9 protein-coding genes and 1 pseudogene are annotated in these 15,524 nt (G+C 60.3%); 6 read left to right on the top strand and 4 right to left on the bottom strand.

Translation table 11 applies throughout. The annotated features are described in order from the left end of the window. Positions 1-8: 8 nt before the first annotated feature. The 5 genes and pseudogenes from AUL32_RS25395 to AUL32_RS23195 form a co-directional block, all read left to right on the top strand. Positions 9-1,180, top strand: a pseudogene (locus AUL32_RS25395) (PAS domain-containing protein); the annotation flags it as partial. A gap of 44 nt (positions 1,181-1,224) precedes the next feature. Further along, positions 1,225-3,582, top strand: coding sequence for a bifunctional diguanylate cyclase/phosphodiesterase (locus tag AUL32_RS23185; protein WP_062120643.1), 2,358 nt, complete (start codon positions 1,225-1,227; stop codon positions 3,580-3,582). Positions 3,583-3,821: 239 nt separating this feature from the next. Next, a complete protein-coding gene (locus AUL32_RS23190) occupies positions 3,822-5,003 on the top strand; it encodes a GGDEF domain-containing protein (RefSeq protein ID WP_062120646.1) in 1,182 nt (393 codons plus the stop codon). 330 nt (positions 5,004-5,333) lie between these two features. Next, a complete protein-coding gene (locus AUL32_RS25400; RefSeq protein WP_156421593.1) occupies positions 5,334-5,546 on the top strand; it encodes a hypothetical protein in 213 nt (70 codons plus the stop codon). Between the two features lie 46 nt (positions 5,547-5,592). Then, the gene (locus tag AUL32_RS23195) at positions 5,593-7,524 is read left to right on the top strand and encodes a putative bifunctional diguanylate cyclase/phosphodiesterase (protein WP_062120649.1); all 1,932 of its coding nucleotides are present in this window, start codon (positions 5,593-5,595) and stop codon (positions 7,522-7,524) included. 567 nt (positions 7,525-8,091) lie between these two features. Here AUL32_RS23195 and AUL32_RS23200 read toward each other — a convergent pair. Beyond that, positions 8,092-9,027: a GlxA family transcriptional regulator gene (locus AUL32_RS23200; RefSeq protein WP_062120652.1), complete on the bottom strand. Its 936-nt coding sequence runs from the start codon at positions 9,025-9,027 to the stop codon at positions 8,092-8,094. A 93-nt stretch (positions 9,028-9,120) separates the two neighbouring features. Between AUL32_RS23200 and AUL32_RS23205 the strand changes: the two genes are divergently transcribed. Then, positions 9,121-9,624, top strand: coding sequence for a cysteine hydrolase family protein (locus AUL32_RS23205; RefSeq protein WP_062120655.1), 504 nt, complete (start codon positions 9,121-9,123; stop codon positions 9,622-9,624). Between the two features lie 128 nt (positions 9,625-9,752). Here AUL32_RS23205 and AUL32_RS23210 read toward each other — a convergent pair whose 3' ends face one another. The 3 genes from AUL32_RS23210 to AUL32_RS23220 form a co-directional block, all read right to left on the bottom strand. Further along, positions 9,753-10,067 (bottom strand): hypothetical protein, encoded by a 315-nt coding sequence (locus tag AUL32_RS23210; RefSeq protein ID WP_061979042.1) that lies wholly within the window; start codon positions 10,065-10,067, stop codon positions 9,753-9,755. Positions 10,068-10,099: 32 nt separating this feature from the next. After that, complete coding sequence (locus AUL32_RS23215; protein ID WP_062120658.1) at positions 10,100-11,848, bottom strand: methyl-accepting chemotaxis protein; 1,749 nt, start codon at positions 11,846-11,848, stop codon at positions 10,100-10,102. Positions 11,849-12,376: 528 nt separating this feature from the next. After that, the gene (locus AUL32_RS23220) at positions 12,377-15,286 is read right to left on the bottom strand and encodes a response regulator (RefSeq protein ID WP_082640087.1); all 2,910 of its coding nucleotides are present in this window, start codon (positions 15,284-15,286) and stop codon (positions 12,377-12,379) included. Positions 15,287-15,524: the final 238 nt, after the last annotated feature.

Below are 15,524 nucleotides of genomic sequence, written 5' to 3' on the forward strand. Positions count from 1 at the left end.
CCGAGGTCATCCGTCTGCGTGGCCAGGCAGTCGAGTCCGAACGCTTGCTCCGCCGCGAGGCCGTGTTCGACAGCGCCGTCGACTTTGGCATCGTCGTCACGGACAAGTCGGGCATCGTCACTGACTGGAATCGCGGCGCCGAACTGACGATGGGCTGGTCGGCAGGCGAGATGGTCGGCCAGTCCGCCGAACGGTTCTTCACCCCAGAGGACCGCGCCATCGGACGCATCGAGACCGAGATGCGAACCGCCCTGAGCGATGGGAGCGCCGCGGACGAGCGCTGGCACCTGCGCAAGGATGGCTCCCGGTTCTAGGCATCCGGGGAGATGATGCCCCTTCGCGATGACGAGGGAACCCACCGTGGTTTCGTCAAGATCCTACGCGACCGCACCGCCCAACGACTGGCGGGCGAGCGCCTGCGCGTGTCGGAGGAACGGTTCAGGACGCTCCTGGAGACGATCGACACGGCGTTCACGCTCGTCGAGGTTCGCTTCGACGCCGACGACCGCCCCGTGGACTACCGCTTCCTCGAAGCCAACCCGGCCTTCGAGCGGCAGGCAGGCGTCAACCTTCGCAGCAAGTGGGTGACAGAGTTCGCGCCGAACCTGGAGCAGTTCTGGTTCGACACCTACGGGCATGTGGCGCGGACCAGGGAAGCCGCGACCTTCGAGAACTATGCCGAGGCATTCTCACGCTGGTTCGACGTTCGCGCCATCTGCGTCGGTGACCCGGCCGAACGGCAGATCGCGATCTTCTTCAACGACGTCACCGCACGCAAGGAGGCCGAAGCGGCGTTGCGCGCCAGCGAGGCGATCGCCCGCGAGAACATCGAGCGGGTGCAGTTGGCGCTCGACGCCGGCACCATCATCGGCACGTGGTTCTACGATCTCGTGAACGACCGATTTACGGTGGACGAATCCTTTGCCCGTGCTTTCGGCCTCGACCCGGACTTCGGCCGAGTGGGGTTGAGCATGGCGCAGGTCATCGACACCGTCCACCCGGACGACCGCGAGGCGCTCGCGGCTGCCATAGCGGCTCCTATGCCCACCAATACCGCACGCGGCGCGCCGACGGGAACTACTACTGGCTGGAGGCCAACGGGCGCGTGAACTCCGCGTCCGACGGTACGCCGCTGAGCTTCCCCGGTGTCCTGATCGACATCGAGGAGCGGCGTGCCGTCGAGCCGTTGACGGCATACTCAGATGTTTCAGGCAAGTTGACCCGATGACCCATCAGCTCCTGCATCTCGCCTCCCTGCATTCCGGTGGATTCGTCGTAACGGCATTGGTCATCTGCGTTGTCGCGGGATGGCTCCTCGCCGCACTGCGAGGAAAGGTCGGCGAGGTGACCGCAGTTCATCGCCGGCACTGGTTGCTGGGGACAGCCCTGGTCGCCGGCCTTGGTGTATGGACGACACATTTCGTCGCCATGCTCGGTTATCGGCCAGACATGATGCTGTCCTATAATGGACCGATCACCGCAGCCTCGGCCTTGGTCGCCGTCCTGCTGGTCGGGCTGCCGCTGGCGTTCTCAGCGATCGCTCCCTCTTGGCAAGTGCGTGCCACGCTTGGTGCTGTCGGAGGGGTTGGCATCGGCGTCATGCACTACGCCGGGATGTTGGCGATCCAAGGTTGCCTGCAAAGCCATTCGATCCTTACGGGAAGCTTAGGCGTTGCCATAGGAGCATGCTGCCTCGCGTTGGCGTGCGGCCCCTCCGCACGGTTCGCGTCGCCGCGTTTCGTCTGCGCGCTGTTCACACTCGCCGTCTGCGGCACTCACTTTACGGCTGTCGCAGGGACAGAGTTGGAGCAGATCTCCGGACAGACGGTGTTCGCGCATGAGAACGTTACGCTGAGCGTGTTCACCGCCATCGGAGCAGCCGTGCTCTTCCTCGGCGCGTTCTTGACGATCCTCACAGTTAGACGCTTCGATGCCCAGGAAAGGGCGCATTCAACCGTTCTTTCGACGGCGCTCAACAACATGTCGAATGCCTTAGTTTATCTCGATGCGGAGGACAGAGTGCGCCTTTACAACAGGCGCTATCTCGACCTCTACGGCTTTGACGATCAGGCCAATCTCATCGGGAAGTCGGCCGACGAACTCATCCAACTCGTTGGAGACCGGCAAGCGTGGACGGCGGAACGACGCGACCAAGCTCGCCGCCGTCTCGACGAATGGTGGAGCGTCGGGAGCTTTACGCAAATTGACTATTCCATGGACGACGGGCGTGTCATGGAGGTTGAGATCCGTCCAGTGAGCGGGGGCGGAACCGTCATCACGTTCAACGATGTCACAAAGGACCGTGAAGCGCAGCGCCGCATCGCGGAGTTGGCATTTTGCGATCCATTGACCAAGCTTGCCAATCGCCGAGCGTTGAACGCGCGAATGGAACGGGACTACCATCCCAAGCGCAGGTTCAAGCTCCTTCTGCTCGACCTCGACCGCTTCAAGCCAGTCAATGACACCTATGGTCACGCCGTCGGCGACCTCCTTCTCATCGAGGTTGCCTCACGTCTCACCGAGATCGCCGGTCCGGACGGATTCGTGTCGCGTCTTGGCGGCGATGAGCTGGCCCTCCTTGTCTACGGGGACCTCGAGAAGGCGATGGCGGTGGCGACACAGGTGCTGCAGGCTATCGCCCTCCCTTTCCGCATCGGCGAGATTACACTCAACATCGGATGCAGCATCGGCATGTGCTGCACTGATGACGCTCGCGATGCCGCGGAGCTCATGCAGTTCTCCGATATCGCGCTGTACGAGTCCAAGCGCAACGGACGCGGCGTCGCCAGTTGCTATACCTGCGGCATGTTGGAGGCGGTCTCCGAGAGGGTTCAGTTGGAGACGGACATGCGCACGGCCATCGAGCGCGGCGAAATGCATCTGGCCTATCAGCCTGTCCTCGCTCTCTCGGACGACCGCATCATTGGCTACGAAGCGTTGATCCGCTGGGAGCATCCGAAACTGGGGAACATACCGCCCGTTCGCTTCATCCCGTTGGCGGAAGAAACGGGACAGATCGTAGCGATCGGTGCCTGGGTGTTGCAGGAAGCCTGCCACCAGGCAGCCTCTTTCGACGACGACGCGTACGTTGCCGTCAACGTGTCACCCTGCCAGTTCCGTTCACCGTTGCTGCTGTCGCATCTGACACAGGCCTTGGCATCGAGCGGCCTTCCGGCGCGAAGGTTAGAGATCGAACTGACCGAGACCGCCATCGTAGAGGACGGGCAAAAAATCGCAGATATTCTCGGAGCGATCCGTCGTCTGGGTGTGTCCGTAGCGATGGACGACTTCGGCACGGGTTATTCGTCACTTTCGCATTTGAGAGACTTCCCTCTTGACCGCATCAAGGTCGATCGTTCCTTCGTTGCGACCGCAGAGACAGACCGACACTCTATGGCTGTGTTGGAAGGCATTACACACATCGCCCGCAAGCTAGAAATCGCCATTCTAGCTGAAGGCGTAGAAACCGAATCCCAACTCACACTCCTCCGGTCCATCGGCTGCGATGCGATCCAGGGCTACCTAATTGGTCGTCCCGAGCGAATGTCTCTCGTCGACCGAAACGCCAGGCGATCAGCGTAGGCATAGGGTGCCTGTAGATATCCTTGATGCGCTTCAGACGAAGGGGCGGTGAGAGCTCAAACCTCTCTCCTTGCAGATGTTGGAAACATCGTCCTGGAACGCTAGGCTGACACCACCAATGCCATCTCCCTCGGATGCTGAGCCATTCCTCTTGGTTTCAACAACCTACCCTTAAACAACCTGGGTATACGATCGGTGAGTGTGCGGTCCGTGCAGTGAACGCCTGACCGAGGATCAGCATGGATAACGCTACCCTTCACTTCACCGACGCGCTGGTCAACCTAGCCTGCGGTCTAACCTGCATGTCGCTGTGGTTGAACCAGCGAAAAGACGCCTGCCTCACATACTGGGGCGGCGGGCTGCTTCTCTACGGCTTGGTGAACTCGCTGTTTCCCTTTGCCCCGAGCACACCGCTCTGGAGCAGCGCCGGGCTTTCGTGTCTTAAGGCCGCGGACATACTTTTGTGGGCAGGGTTCCGTCTCTTCGACGGCAAGCGACCGATAAACCGTCGGCTGACGACGCTGCCGCTCGTCCCCATCAGCACCTGCTTCGTCGTCGGCGAACTGATGGGTGATTGGGCGCTGGGCGAGCGCGGCGCCTTGCTGGCCTATTGCGCCATTGCCTTCGCACAAGTCGTCTATGTGTTCCGGCGGCGCCTTGGCGTTTTCGGTCCGCGCAGCATCTCGGCGTATGCTGTCACCTTGAACGTCGCTGCCGTCCTGGCCGTCAGCCTCTTCCAGGGCATCTGGTTTACCGCAGTGGTAGGAGACTCGTTGTTTCTACTGACTGACCACGTCGTAACGATCGTGTTCACACTCGCCGTCATCGCCATGTTGGGCGAGCGCGACTACCGCACAGTCCTGCGCACCGCACATCGTGATCTTCTGACTGGTGTCCTCAACCGTTCAGGGCTGGCCGACGCGATGACCAAGGGCGCAAACGTGCGTAGCCTCCTACTCGTCGATCTCGACAACTTTAAGCTCGTGAACGACCGCTTCGGGCACGACGGCGGCGATGAGGTCCTGCGCGACTTCGCTGGCCGCATGACTCGAGCCGTCGCCGCCGACGACCTCGTGGTGCGCCTTGGTGGCGAGGAGTTCCTGATCGCCAGCTCCCGCCCGTCGCTCGGCGAGGCGACAGCTCTTGCCGATACCATTCGCAGGGCGGCGAAGGAGCGGCCGTCGGTGGTGGGGGGGAAGCTTATTGCCTTCACCACAAGCGTTGGGGTCGCCATGAGAGTGGGGCAAGAGGACCTCGACTGCGCCATCAAACGCGCGGACATGGCGCTTTACCGGGCGAAGGAGGAGGGGCGAGATCAGGTTATCGACGACAATTTTGGCAAGCCGGGCAGGAAGGACGATCGCGAGGACGCCAACGTGATTCGACTGCAGACACTCGTTCGGGCGAAACCGGTGGCATGATGGGCGCGGGCGAGTGAGGCGACACGCTGCCACGCCTGTAGAATCGCGCGCCGCACTTGTCGTCAAGCCACAAGCTTGGCTAGTCAGTGGAAGGTTCCGGGGGCTTCGCTCTCCACATCACAGCCGCTTCCGGCTCGTAGTCGGCGACCCTAGCGAGGCGAAGGGCGCCGAAGAGCAACTAGGCGAGACGCTCGAGAACGCTGACAACCGCCCCGGGCTCAGGGCCATTGTATCCGCGCTTGTCGAGGTTTCGCGGTAGGGCCCCCCTCGAGGGGTTCGTACCAGCATCTTCGGCCCCCATGAGTTCCGTCGTATGACGTTGAGGCAGAGATGTTCGATCCGATCGTCGCGGGACAGGTGGTCGCGCCGATGAACAACCTAATGCTGGGCAATGCCGAAGTTAACCCTTCGCCAGCCTACACCTGCATCTTGGGCGGAACACCGTTCTCCGTAATTTCGGTTTTGCTAAACTGTGCCCGTCACCGTCATATTCGCAAAAGTATTTTAACCGTGGGGCTGAAGGCTGCGTTCACATCATCCTGATACGGTCTCGCCCGTCCGGCTTGAGTGTCGGGACGGAGTGTCGAACATGATCGAATGGATGAAGCTGCGAACACTTGAGCCAGAACTGGCCGTCGCCCAGTTCGCCGAGCTTCGCCAGCAAGTTCCGATGCTGTACGTGCTGCTCGCAGTCAACACCGCAGCCGCCGCTTATACCCACTACGAATTGGCACCGACTTGGCTGACGGTTTGGATTCCAGGTGCGCTGATCAGTGTCGGCATCCTCCGCTTGGTAACATGGCACCTGCGCCCGACGTCGAACATCTCGCCCGATCTGGCGATCGCCTACCTGCAACGCACGGTCGTGTTGGGCGTCGCCATCGCTTTGACCTTCGTGGCATGGGCCCTCATGCTCACGCATTATGGCGGGAGTGCCGAAGAGGCCCACATTGCTATCTACATCGCGATCACGGTGATCGGGTGTATCTTCTGCCTCTTCCCGCTTCCTCAAGCGGCGGTATCGACCACTGTCACTGTGACAATACCCTATCTCGTCTATTACGCATCGCTCGGTGACCCAGTCTACGCCGCTATTGCCGTTAATATCCTCCTCGTTACACTAGTGATGATGCGCGTTCTATTCAACAATCACCGGAGCTTCGCCGAGCGGGTTCGGCTTAACGGCGCCGTGACCGCTCTATCACTGTCCGACCATCTCACCGGGCTACCGAACCGCCGGCACTTTTTTGCCGAGCTCGAGCGCCGTGCGGCAGCACCCCGCGACATCCTCTCCTGTCTCAAGCTATCCGTCGGCGTGCTCGACCTCGACCGCTTCAAGGCAGTCAACGATAGCTACGGTCATGCGGCGGGCGACGAGCTGCTTCAGCAGGTTGCCAAGCGCCTGTTGGATGTGTTTCCCGCGGAAGCAGTGATGGTCCGGCTCGGCGGTGACGAGTTCGCCTTCATCCTCGATGCGGACGCCGCGATGGTCAAGGCGCTGGCCGAGGAGGCTTGCAGCGAACTCACGCGGCCATTCGTCCTTCAGGTCGCTACCGTGGCCCTGGGAGCGTCGTGCGGAATTGCCATGGGTCGCGAACCGCGCAGCGAGGGGAGTCTGTACGACGCGGCGGACTATGCACTGTACGCTAGCAAGCGGGACCGCCGAGGAACAGTGACCGTCTATTCGGCGGAGCATGCGCAGCGCGTTCGGGACGACCGGCAGATCGAGGCGGCACTCCAGGCCGCCGACCTCGAGCGGGAGCTTGAGGTCGTCGTCCAACCTATCGTGGAAGGCGCCGAGGCTGGCGCTCTTGCGGTCGAGGCACTCGCGCGCTGGACCAGCCCTCAGCTCGGAACCGTGTCGCCGGCTGTATTCATTCCCATCGCCGAGCGAACCGGCGCGATCCACCGCATGACGCTCGTGCTGTTCGCCAAAGCCCTGGAGTGCGCCGAAAGCCTGCCGCCAGGTGTGAGGCTCTCCTTCAATCTTTCGGCCCACGACCTCGCCAGCCCGAAAACGATGCTCAGCCTGCTCACCATGATCCGAAGGTCTTCGGTCTATCCCGGCAGTCTTATCTTCGAACTGACCGAGACTTCCCTCTTGCACGACTTGGAGGCAGCCGAGACGTCTATCGCGATGTTGAGAGCGGTTGGAGCCCTAATCGCCCTCGACGACTTCGGTACGGGCTACTCAAGCCTTGAGTACCTCCGGCGCCTGCCGATCGATAAGGTCAAGATCGACAGGGGGTTCATCGTCGACCTCGACAAGCCCGGCGGTCGCGAGATGTTGGCGGGCATCTTCGCGCTTTGCGACCGCATGGGCATGGCCTGCATCGCGGAGGGTGTAGAGGACGAGCGTCAATACGATGCATTGCTCGAACTTGGGTGTCCCTCGTTCCAGGGCTACCTCTTCGCCAGACCCATGCCAATCGATTCCTTCCTCGAATGGAACAAAGATAAACTAAGGCAGGCCGCGTCTGTAGGGAGCAGACGCCATGAGCGCTCGGAGGAGAAGCTGTAACCTATCGGTTAGAAGGTCGATATCCCCGAGCGTCATCGACAGGCTGTCAGTGCTTGAAACGCGGCACCTAGGGGCGGAGGCCGGAGCCGCATTTTACGACATTGACGTCTTCAAGTGCGGAATCGACCCCTTAGGCCATACAGCCGGAGACGATGATCTGCGCCAAGTGGACACAGGCTACAAAGCGAGCAATTCGAAGAATGTTTCGCCCCGCGCCTTGAGGGAGACAAGTTCGTGGCCATCCTGTCCCGTGCCCCGAACTGTTGGCAGGTCCACCGACTAATCCATCGGTCGCTTAGCGACTTGGACATAGTCACAGAGGTGTCCGGACAAATGGCAAGGATGTCAGGGACGGTCGGCGTCGCTTGGTTCGGTCGAGACCGCCCGAACGCGAGGGGATCCTCCGCAGAGCCGACGCCGCCCTGTACGAAGCGAAGCGTACGCGCAAGGGGACCGCTTGTACGTACGGAGATACCCACGTGAGGCGGCTTGCCGGATAGGCGTCAAGCGATCTCGCTTTGAACGAACAAACGGCGTCGTTCGTGTTGGCTTGGCAGTTGGGATCAGCTAACCCAGCCTTTGCCGCGCGAGCCATTGCGTTGGCGTCAGATGAAGTTCGGAGCGGAAGGCTGCGCGCAGGGCATGGGCGTTGGGGAAGCCGCTGCGTATGGCCACGTCGTCGAACCCGCGGGCGCCCGCTGCCAAAATCTCCTGCGCCCGCGCCAAGCGCGCATGTTTCAACCACGTCCCAAGATTGCCCCCGGTTCGCGCCCGGATATGCCGCGTGAGGCTGCGTCGACTCATACCCGCCTTCTCGGCGAGCGCATCGAGCGAGGGGGCGAGCATCGGGTCCGCACGCACCTCTTCGAGCAATTGGGTAGCGCGCCGGTTGGCCGAGGATCCGAGAGTGGGACTCTCGATCAACTGAGGTTGGGTGCCGGCTCGTTGCGGGGCCACCACGAGATGGCGGGCGACCCGGTTGGCTTCGCCCGTCCCGGACATCCGGGCAACAAGATGAAGGCAGCAGTCGACGCCCGAGGCGATGCCCGCAGAGGTTATGACCTGACCTTCATCGACGAAGAGCGCGCCGGCATCCACGGTGACGCTTGGGTAGCGTGCCGTAAGGGTCTGAGTACGCGACCAATGCGTCGTCGCCCGCCGCCCATCGAGCAGACCGGCCTCAGCCAACCCGAACGCACCCAGGCACAAGCCGACCACGATCGCGCCGTGCGCATGAGCGGCCAGCAGTGCGGCCACGATGTCGGCGGAAACGGGTTCGTCCGCGTCCCGCCAACCCGGTAGGATGACGATGTCGGCATCGTGCGTCGCTTCAAGCGACAGGTTCGCTTCGATGGTCAGGCCGCCGCTGGCGGAAAGACGTAGCGCACTGGAGCACACATCGACCCGATACTCAGATCGGAGGAATGGTTCTGCGAACACCGCGAGCGGCGTCGACAGCATGAAGGGGCTGATGCGGTCGTAAGCGATAACGGCAATGCGCATTGGCCCGATCTAGCAGAAGAATGGCCACCGGGACACTCGTTCGAGGACGATTGGCGAGGCTAAGGTCCGCCACGACAAGCCAAGGAGCCTACCATGCCTCGCACTTTTCTCGTGATCGACATCCAGAACGACTACTTTTCAGGAGGTGCCTTGCCGCTCTGGCAGGCAGCAGAAACGGAAGCACGCATCATTGCGGCAATCGCCCAAGCGCGATCGGGCGGCGACAAGGTCGTGCTTGTCCAACACGTTTCGAAAGACCGAACGGGGCTTTTCGCAGACGGCGCACCAGGCACTGCCCTGCGTCCGGCGATCCTCGCAGCGGCCGCTGACGCGCCGATTATCACGAAGCGTTATGCCGATGCCTTCCAGGACACCGAACTTGCCAAGCATCTGGACGTGGACAGTGAATTGCTGATCTGCGGAATGATGACACAGAACTGCGTCGTGTTCACCGCGATGTCCGCGGTAGCCGAGAGTTTCCAGCGACGCGTGGTCGCCGATCTCTGCACCGCGCCGACCGAACCCGTCCATCGCATCGCGGTCAGTGCGCTGCGTTCAAAGCTCGATGTCGTGACCGTTGAGGAGGCGTTTGTCTGACCGGACATCCCGCCCGACGCAGCACCCCGAGCACGTTCGGCGACCCGCGGCCGCTCAACGCCCGGGACGCTTGGATATCTCTGCCGCGCTAGTTCAACACCCACCGGCAATTCCTTTGAAGACCGAAGTCACTTCAGCTTCAGAAACCCTTCGGAAACGGCTGCCGTCACATCGAGTTCAAACTCCCGCAATTCCGAGTTTTTGATTATGGTCCGGCAACCTTCCTCCTCCAAATGGATCACGTAGCGGCTTGGAATATGTCTTATAAGATGGGAGCCATAATGGGTCGTCCATTCACGAAAACCTTCGTAGGGTCCTGCAGGGAGCATAAAACTCGTCACCTGAAATGCCTTCTCGGCATAGTACGCTTGCAGGGCCGCGATCCTATGCATGCCTATGCCAGCTTCCGATAATAAGACCAAGCGGATTTCGTATTTTTTCATCGTTCAAGCGAATTCTCCTATCTCATTTATTCTTATGCACTTAGGCGTTCAAAACTGTTATCTTCAAGCATCATCTCAAAGCCGTTAGAAATTGGTTTTGATTCTTTACGATCGGAGTAGTGCAACCCCGTCTGTTTGTTCTGGCGATTTATGGTTCTGCTAAAAGTGGCATTGCTGGACGCTACATCGTCGGGTGGTGAAACGTAGTTGGTAGAAGCTCGGGGCGATGGCTGCACGGCCGAACCGGTTTCCGCATCGTTCAGAGTGAAAAATGCGGTCCGCTCGCTGAGAACACCCGCTTCTGCCGATAGCTCGCCGGCAGTGGCAGCCATTTCGTTGGCAGACGCAGCATTGGTTTGCGTGACCTGATCGAGCTGCTGAATGGCCTGATTGATCTGCTCGATGCCGATCGATTGCTCTCGGCAAGCAGCCGAAATCTCCGACACAAGTTCAGCCGTGCGCCGGATGTCAGGGACAAGGACGTCGAGCATATGTCCTGCTTCTTCTGAAGAGGCCAATGTTTTGGCTGACAGTTCCCCGATCTCGAGGGCTGCATGCTGGGACCGCTCGGCAAGCTTACGCACTTCGGAGGCAACAACGGCAAACCCCTTGCCATGGCTACCGGCTCGTGCGGCTTCAATTGCTGCGTTCAGTGCGAGAAGATCGGTCTGACGAGCGATTTCCTGCACGACTCGAATCCGTTCGGCAATGGTTCGCATCGCTTCCACCGCCTCCGATACGGCGACGCCGCTCTTCTCAGCACTGTGTGAGGCTTGGACGGCAATTTTCTCAGTCTGAGTGGCGTTGTCGGAGTTCTGACGCACGTTAGCCGTCATCTCTTCGACAGCAGCTGAAGCTTGTTCGGACGCTGCGGCCTGCTCCGTCGAACCCGACGAGAGTTGGTCCGCCGTCATAGCTGATTGCGAAGATCCCCCCGCAACTTGAGAGGCGGACGTGCGAACGCTATGAACGATGGTGACCAAACGCAGGCGCATCTGGCAAAGATGATCCAGAAGATCACCGATCTCGTCACGCCGTGAATGGACAATCCGCTGGGACAAATCCCCGGAGGCCATTCGATCGACATTCTCTTCGATTTGGCGTACGCCTCTCATAAGAGACATCGCCATCCAGATCGCAAGGCCAGCGCCAACCGCAACTGCCGCTGCGATCATGGATATGAGTTGATTACGAGTCGTCTCGTAGTCCGCTCGTGCTTCGTTGACGAAAGCGACAGCACGGTCCTGAGAGCGCTTTGTCAGCTGATTGAGGCGCTCACCGAGAGCGACGGCCGCTGGCTTTTGTTGGTTTTGAAGAAAAGCGATTGCTGTTTGAAAGGCTGTTTGCCCACTGGGATTGGAAAGCGCATCAATATCCACAGCTGCGACCAAGGCAAACGCGTCGTCCGAGACCGCCTTCAGGGACTCGACTGTCGGTTTGAAATCGGCGATCTCAGCTTTCCCGGCGGCGCTTTGCACTGAGTTGATATAGACCTCGGTCTCCTGAATGATCCGCGTCCATGTCGCCTCGTACTCGGTTTTCAATGTCGCCCGGTCCGCAACCGGTGTCGTTATATCCGTACGCAGAATACGACGAACCCGCTCGAATTCGGTCGATAAGTTGCCGATCGCCTGAACTTGCTGAAACGGTCGATTAGCAAACTGCTCGAAGTGTTCGGCGTTGGCAGCCAGTGACCGCATCCCAACCACACCGACGCTGCTGGTAAGGACAAGAACGGCACCAAAGCTCAAGGCGAGCCGGGTTCGAAGAGAGAAACGCATGATCAACTCGCCGAGTGAGGTCTATCGTGCGTTCCTTATCGCCAAAAATGTTCGTTCGGACGTTAAAATCCAAACTCGAATGCAATGCTTAGGGAAAGACCTCTCGCCATGCTTTCCAATAAGTTATTTATCAACCATAAATAGTTTAAACCCCGAAGAGTTGTATTTTAGACAAGATTCCTAAATTTCGTCCGCTTCCATATGCAGTTTTATTTATAATTAAGAGGATAAACAATACTCCTGAGACGTTCACGCACGAAATGAATCGTAATAATGAATTTTTATATATTTTAATTCCTCGTGTTAGTCGATCAACTCCGAAAAGGCAAATCTGTTTTCAACATAAAACAAATTATTTCTTCAACAATGATTAATATACCAATATATTATGAGAAAACTATTCGAATATTACTGTAAATTCTCTTTATGATAATTAGCTCCGCAGGAGCAACATGCAGCCGCAGGTCATGGCAAACCTATCTGATGAGCAAGTCGGGTTGACTAGAATTTGAAATTCAGCAAAAACCATCAATGCCCTGGAGCTGACCCGTTCAGGGACGTCATCGCTTCCCGCATCCGTTCGGCCAACTGTCGGAGCGAAACTTCCGATTTGGAAAGGATTTGGTCAGCAGCAGTGCTCAGAGCATGCCGCTCGTCCGTCGTTAAGTCCTTAGACGACAGGACGACCACCGGGATGTCCGCCCATTCTGCTTGGGCGCGGAGCTCCTTCAGGAAGTCGAAGCCGTCCATGACGGGCATGTTGAGGTCGAGCAGGATCAGAGCCGGGCGGCGTTCAGCGACACGCTGGAGACCCAGCCGCCCGTTGGTGGCAGAGGCGAACTCGAAGCCGAGCCGTTGCAGCATCGACGCGTAGCGGCCGAGCGTGTCTTCATCGTCGTCGATGGCGAGGACGAGGGCGCCCGGAGGCTCCCGGTATCGATCCATGACATCCTTCAACCGATCCCAATCAACGGGTTTCACGAGATAGTCGGAGGCACCCAGCGCGTAGCCGATCCGCTTCTCGTCGAGGCTGGAGACCATGACGACCGGGACGGTGGAAAGTCGCGGATCGGCCTTCAGCTCGGCGAGCACGGACCATCCGTCCTTCTTCGGCATGGTGACGTCGAGGAGGATGACGTCGGGGACGATGGCACGCGCCATCTCCAAGCCCGCGACGCCGTCAGACGCGGTACGCACTGCGAAACCCTCCTTCGTGAGGAACCGCGTGACCAGGTCGCGGGCATGGGGGTCGTCGTCGATCGCCAGCACAGTTCCCGCAGGACCAGGCACCGTCGCATCGCCGCCGGTCGGCGCGATCGGCTCGTCCTGGCCTTCCTCCTCCGCAACTGCTGGGATTTGGATCGTGAAGGTCGTGCCTTCTCCCTCGACACTGGCGACACCGATATCCCCACCGAGCAGGCGGCAGAAGGCGCGGGTGATGGCAAGCCCAAGGCCCGTACCGCCGAACTTGCGGGTCGTCGTTTCGTCGGCTTGCGCGAAGCGCTCGAACAGGCGCTCGACCTGCTCGGGCGTCATCCCGATGCCGCTGTCGGTGACAGCCAGCGAGATCCAGTCCCGCGAGCCATCCGACGAGCGATGTGCGGAAAGCGTGATCGTCCCGTTCTCGGTGAACTTGGAGGCGTTCGAAAGGAGGTTCAGGAGGCACTGCCGGATTTTAACCTGGTCGCTGTGCATCTCCCCCAGCGTCCCGACGTGCTCGATGACGAGACGGTTGTCCTTCTTGGCGATCAGAGAGCCCACCGTCGATCCGACCTCCTCCAGAACCGTCGCGAGGTCGAAGGTCTCGGCGTAGAGATCCATGCGCTCGGCCTCGATCTTGGAGAGGTCGAGGACGTCGTTGATCAGGCTGAGAAGGTGACGCGCATTGCCTTCGATCTTCTTGAGGTCCGGCAGGAGATGGGTCTGGCCAAGATCCTCGACCTCTTCCTCCAGCATCTCGGCGTAGCCGATCACGGCCGACAGCGGGGTGCGCAGCTCGTGGCTCATGTTGGCGATGAACTGCGACTTGGCACGATTGGCGTTCTCGGCCACTTCCTTGGCGGCCAGGAACTCCTCCTCCAGGGCTCTTTGTTTGGTCACGTCGGTGTTGGTGCCGAACCAGCGAAGGATCGCCCCATCCACGTCCCGGATCGGAACGGCCTGCGTCAGGAACCAACGAAACGTCCCGTCGACTGCCCGTAGGGGGAACGTGTCTTCCCAGGGTTCGCCGGAGGCGATCGCGGAGCGGTAGCCTTCGTCGACCCGTTCGGCATGCGCGGGCTCGATGATGGACGACCACCCCTCGGCAGCCATGTGCTCCGGCGTCGTCCCGGTGTAGTCGAACCAGCGACGATTGTGCCAGACGATCTCGCCGGAAGGCTGGGCCATCCAGCCAAGCTGCGGGATGTTGTCGGCTATGGCCGTCAGGCGATGGCTGGTCTCGTCGAGTTCGCTGGCGGTCCGATGCAGTTCCGTGGTTTCCATCACGAACACGCCGACGCCGCCGGTGCCCTTGGTGGCTGCGCGGGTCGGGAAGGCCGACACCACCGCGCGACGCTCATTCGCGTCGCCGAAGACGAACTCGCGGTCAGTGTGGGTCTGCCTGTTTGCCAGGACGCGTTCGATGACGGGCAGGAGCCAGCGACCAGGTGACGTGGCGGCGTTGGCGGACACGATCTGCGCGAACTCCGCGTTCGCCCTGAGCAGCTTGCGGTCCGAGCCGAAGAAGGCCGTGCCGACGGGTGCGGCGTCCATGAGGTCGCTGAGAAGATCGGCCCCGGCCCGGAGCTGGCGTTGACGACGCGATGCCAACATTGCCAGATATGCCGCGGCCGCGATGGCTGGCACGAAGACCCCGAGCTGGAGCCATGTCAGGAACCGCTCGAAGCGTGTGTTGTCCGCGATGATGGCGGCGGAGGCAGTTTTCAATTCTTGCGTCGTCCCTCGAAGGTCGGCCATGAACTGCCGACCGACCCCGCCCGTCACCAAGCCTGATGCGGCATCGAACCCCGTTTCCGTCCGCGTCGTCACGACGGTCTGGAAGAAGTCCATGGCCTGCTGGGCGCTGTCCTCGGCGACCTCGATTTGCTCGCCGTCCGCGCGAGCGGTTGCCAAGGTCTGCGTGACGGCGTCCAAGTTGGCGGGGAAGTCGGCCACCGCCTGTCGGTACGGGCTCAGGAACGCATCGGTGCCGGACAGGACGTATCCCCGCATGCTGCTTTGCGCGGTCGTAACGGTTGCCAGAAGTTCGGAGAGCGATCCGTTTAACGCTGCCTGAGCGTCGCTCGACGCCGAGCGCGAGTGAGCTGCCCACAACGTCCAGGCGAATACGGGGACGGCAAGGGTCAGCACCACGGCGCTGACAAGGAACCCGTTTGATCGATCCCGACGAACGGCGGCTGCGCCGATAGGTGCCGATCCGATCATGTTGATCGCCATAAACGTATGTCCTTGTCAGCCAGATGGGGCTGTCACTAAAGTGCGAGGCCGCAGAAACGTTGCGCCGCTAGTGTTTTGCAAACTTTCGACTATACGCCTTGAATTGACCGTCCAAGCTGTCAAACGCAATTGAGAGAAAACGACCGGCATCGGGTTGGGTATGCTCAAGATTGCCATTCTGTCATCTCACCGGGAACGGCCTGTCATCAGATCGCTTTAGCGGTCTGTGCGGTCAGCG

It is taken from the genome of Aureimonas sp. AU40 (assembly GCF_001463785.1).
GTDB lineage: Bacteria > Pseudomonadota > Alphaproteobacteria > Rhizobiales > Rhizobiaceae > Aureimonas.

Excerpts from the sequence above, each read along its gene's own strand:
- AUL32_RS23185 (WP_062120643.1), top strand. The coding sequence starts at position 1,225 with ATGACCCATCAGCTCCTGCATCTCGCCTCCCTGCATTCCGGTGGATTC.
- AUL32_RS23190 (WP_062120646.1), top strand. The coding sequence starts at position 3,822 with ATGGATAACGCTACCCTTCACTTCACCGACGCGCTGGTCAACCTAGCC.
- AUL32_RS25400 (WP_156421593.1), top strand. The coding sequence starts at position 5,334 with ATGTTCGATCCGATCGTCGCGGGACAGGTGGTCGCGCCGATGAACAAC.
- AUL32_RS23195 (WP_062120649.1), top strand. The coding sequence starts at position 5,593 with ATGATCGAATGGATGAAGCTGCGAACACTTGAGCCAGAACTGGCCGTC.
- AUL32_RS23200 (WP_062120652.1), bottom strand. The coding sequence starts at position 9,027 with ATGCGCATTGCCGTTATCGCTTACGACCGCATCAGCCCCTTCATGCTG.
- AUL32_RS23205 (WP_062120655.1), top strand. The coding sequence starts at position 9,121 with ATGCCTCGCACTTTTCTCGTGATCGACATCCAGAACGACTACTTTTCA.
- AUL32_RS23210 (WP_061979042.1), bottom strand. The coding sequence starts at position 10,067 with ATGAAAAAATACGAAATCCGCTTGGTCTTATTATCGGAAGCTGGCATA.
- AUL32_RS23215 (WP_062120658.1), bottom strand. The coding sequence starts at position 11,848 with ATGCGTTTCTCTCTTCGAACCCGGCTCGCCTTGAGCTTTGGTGCCGTT.
- AUL32_RS23220 (WP_082640087.1), bottom strand. The coding sequence starts at position 15,286 with ATGGCGATCAACATGATCGGATCGGCACCTATCGGCGCAGCCGCCGTT.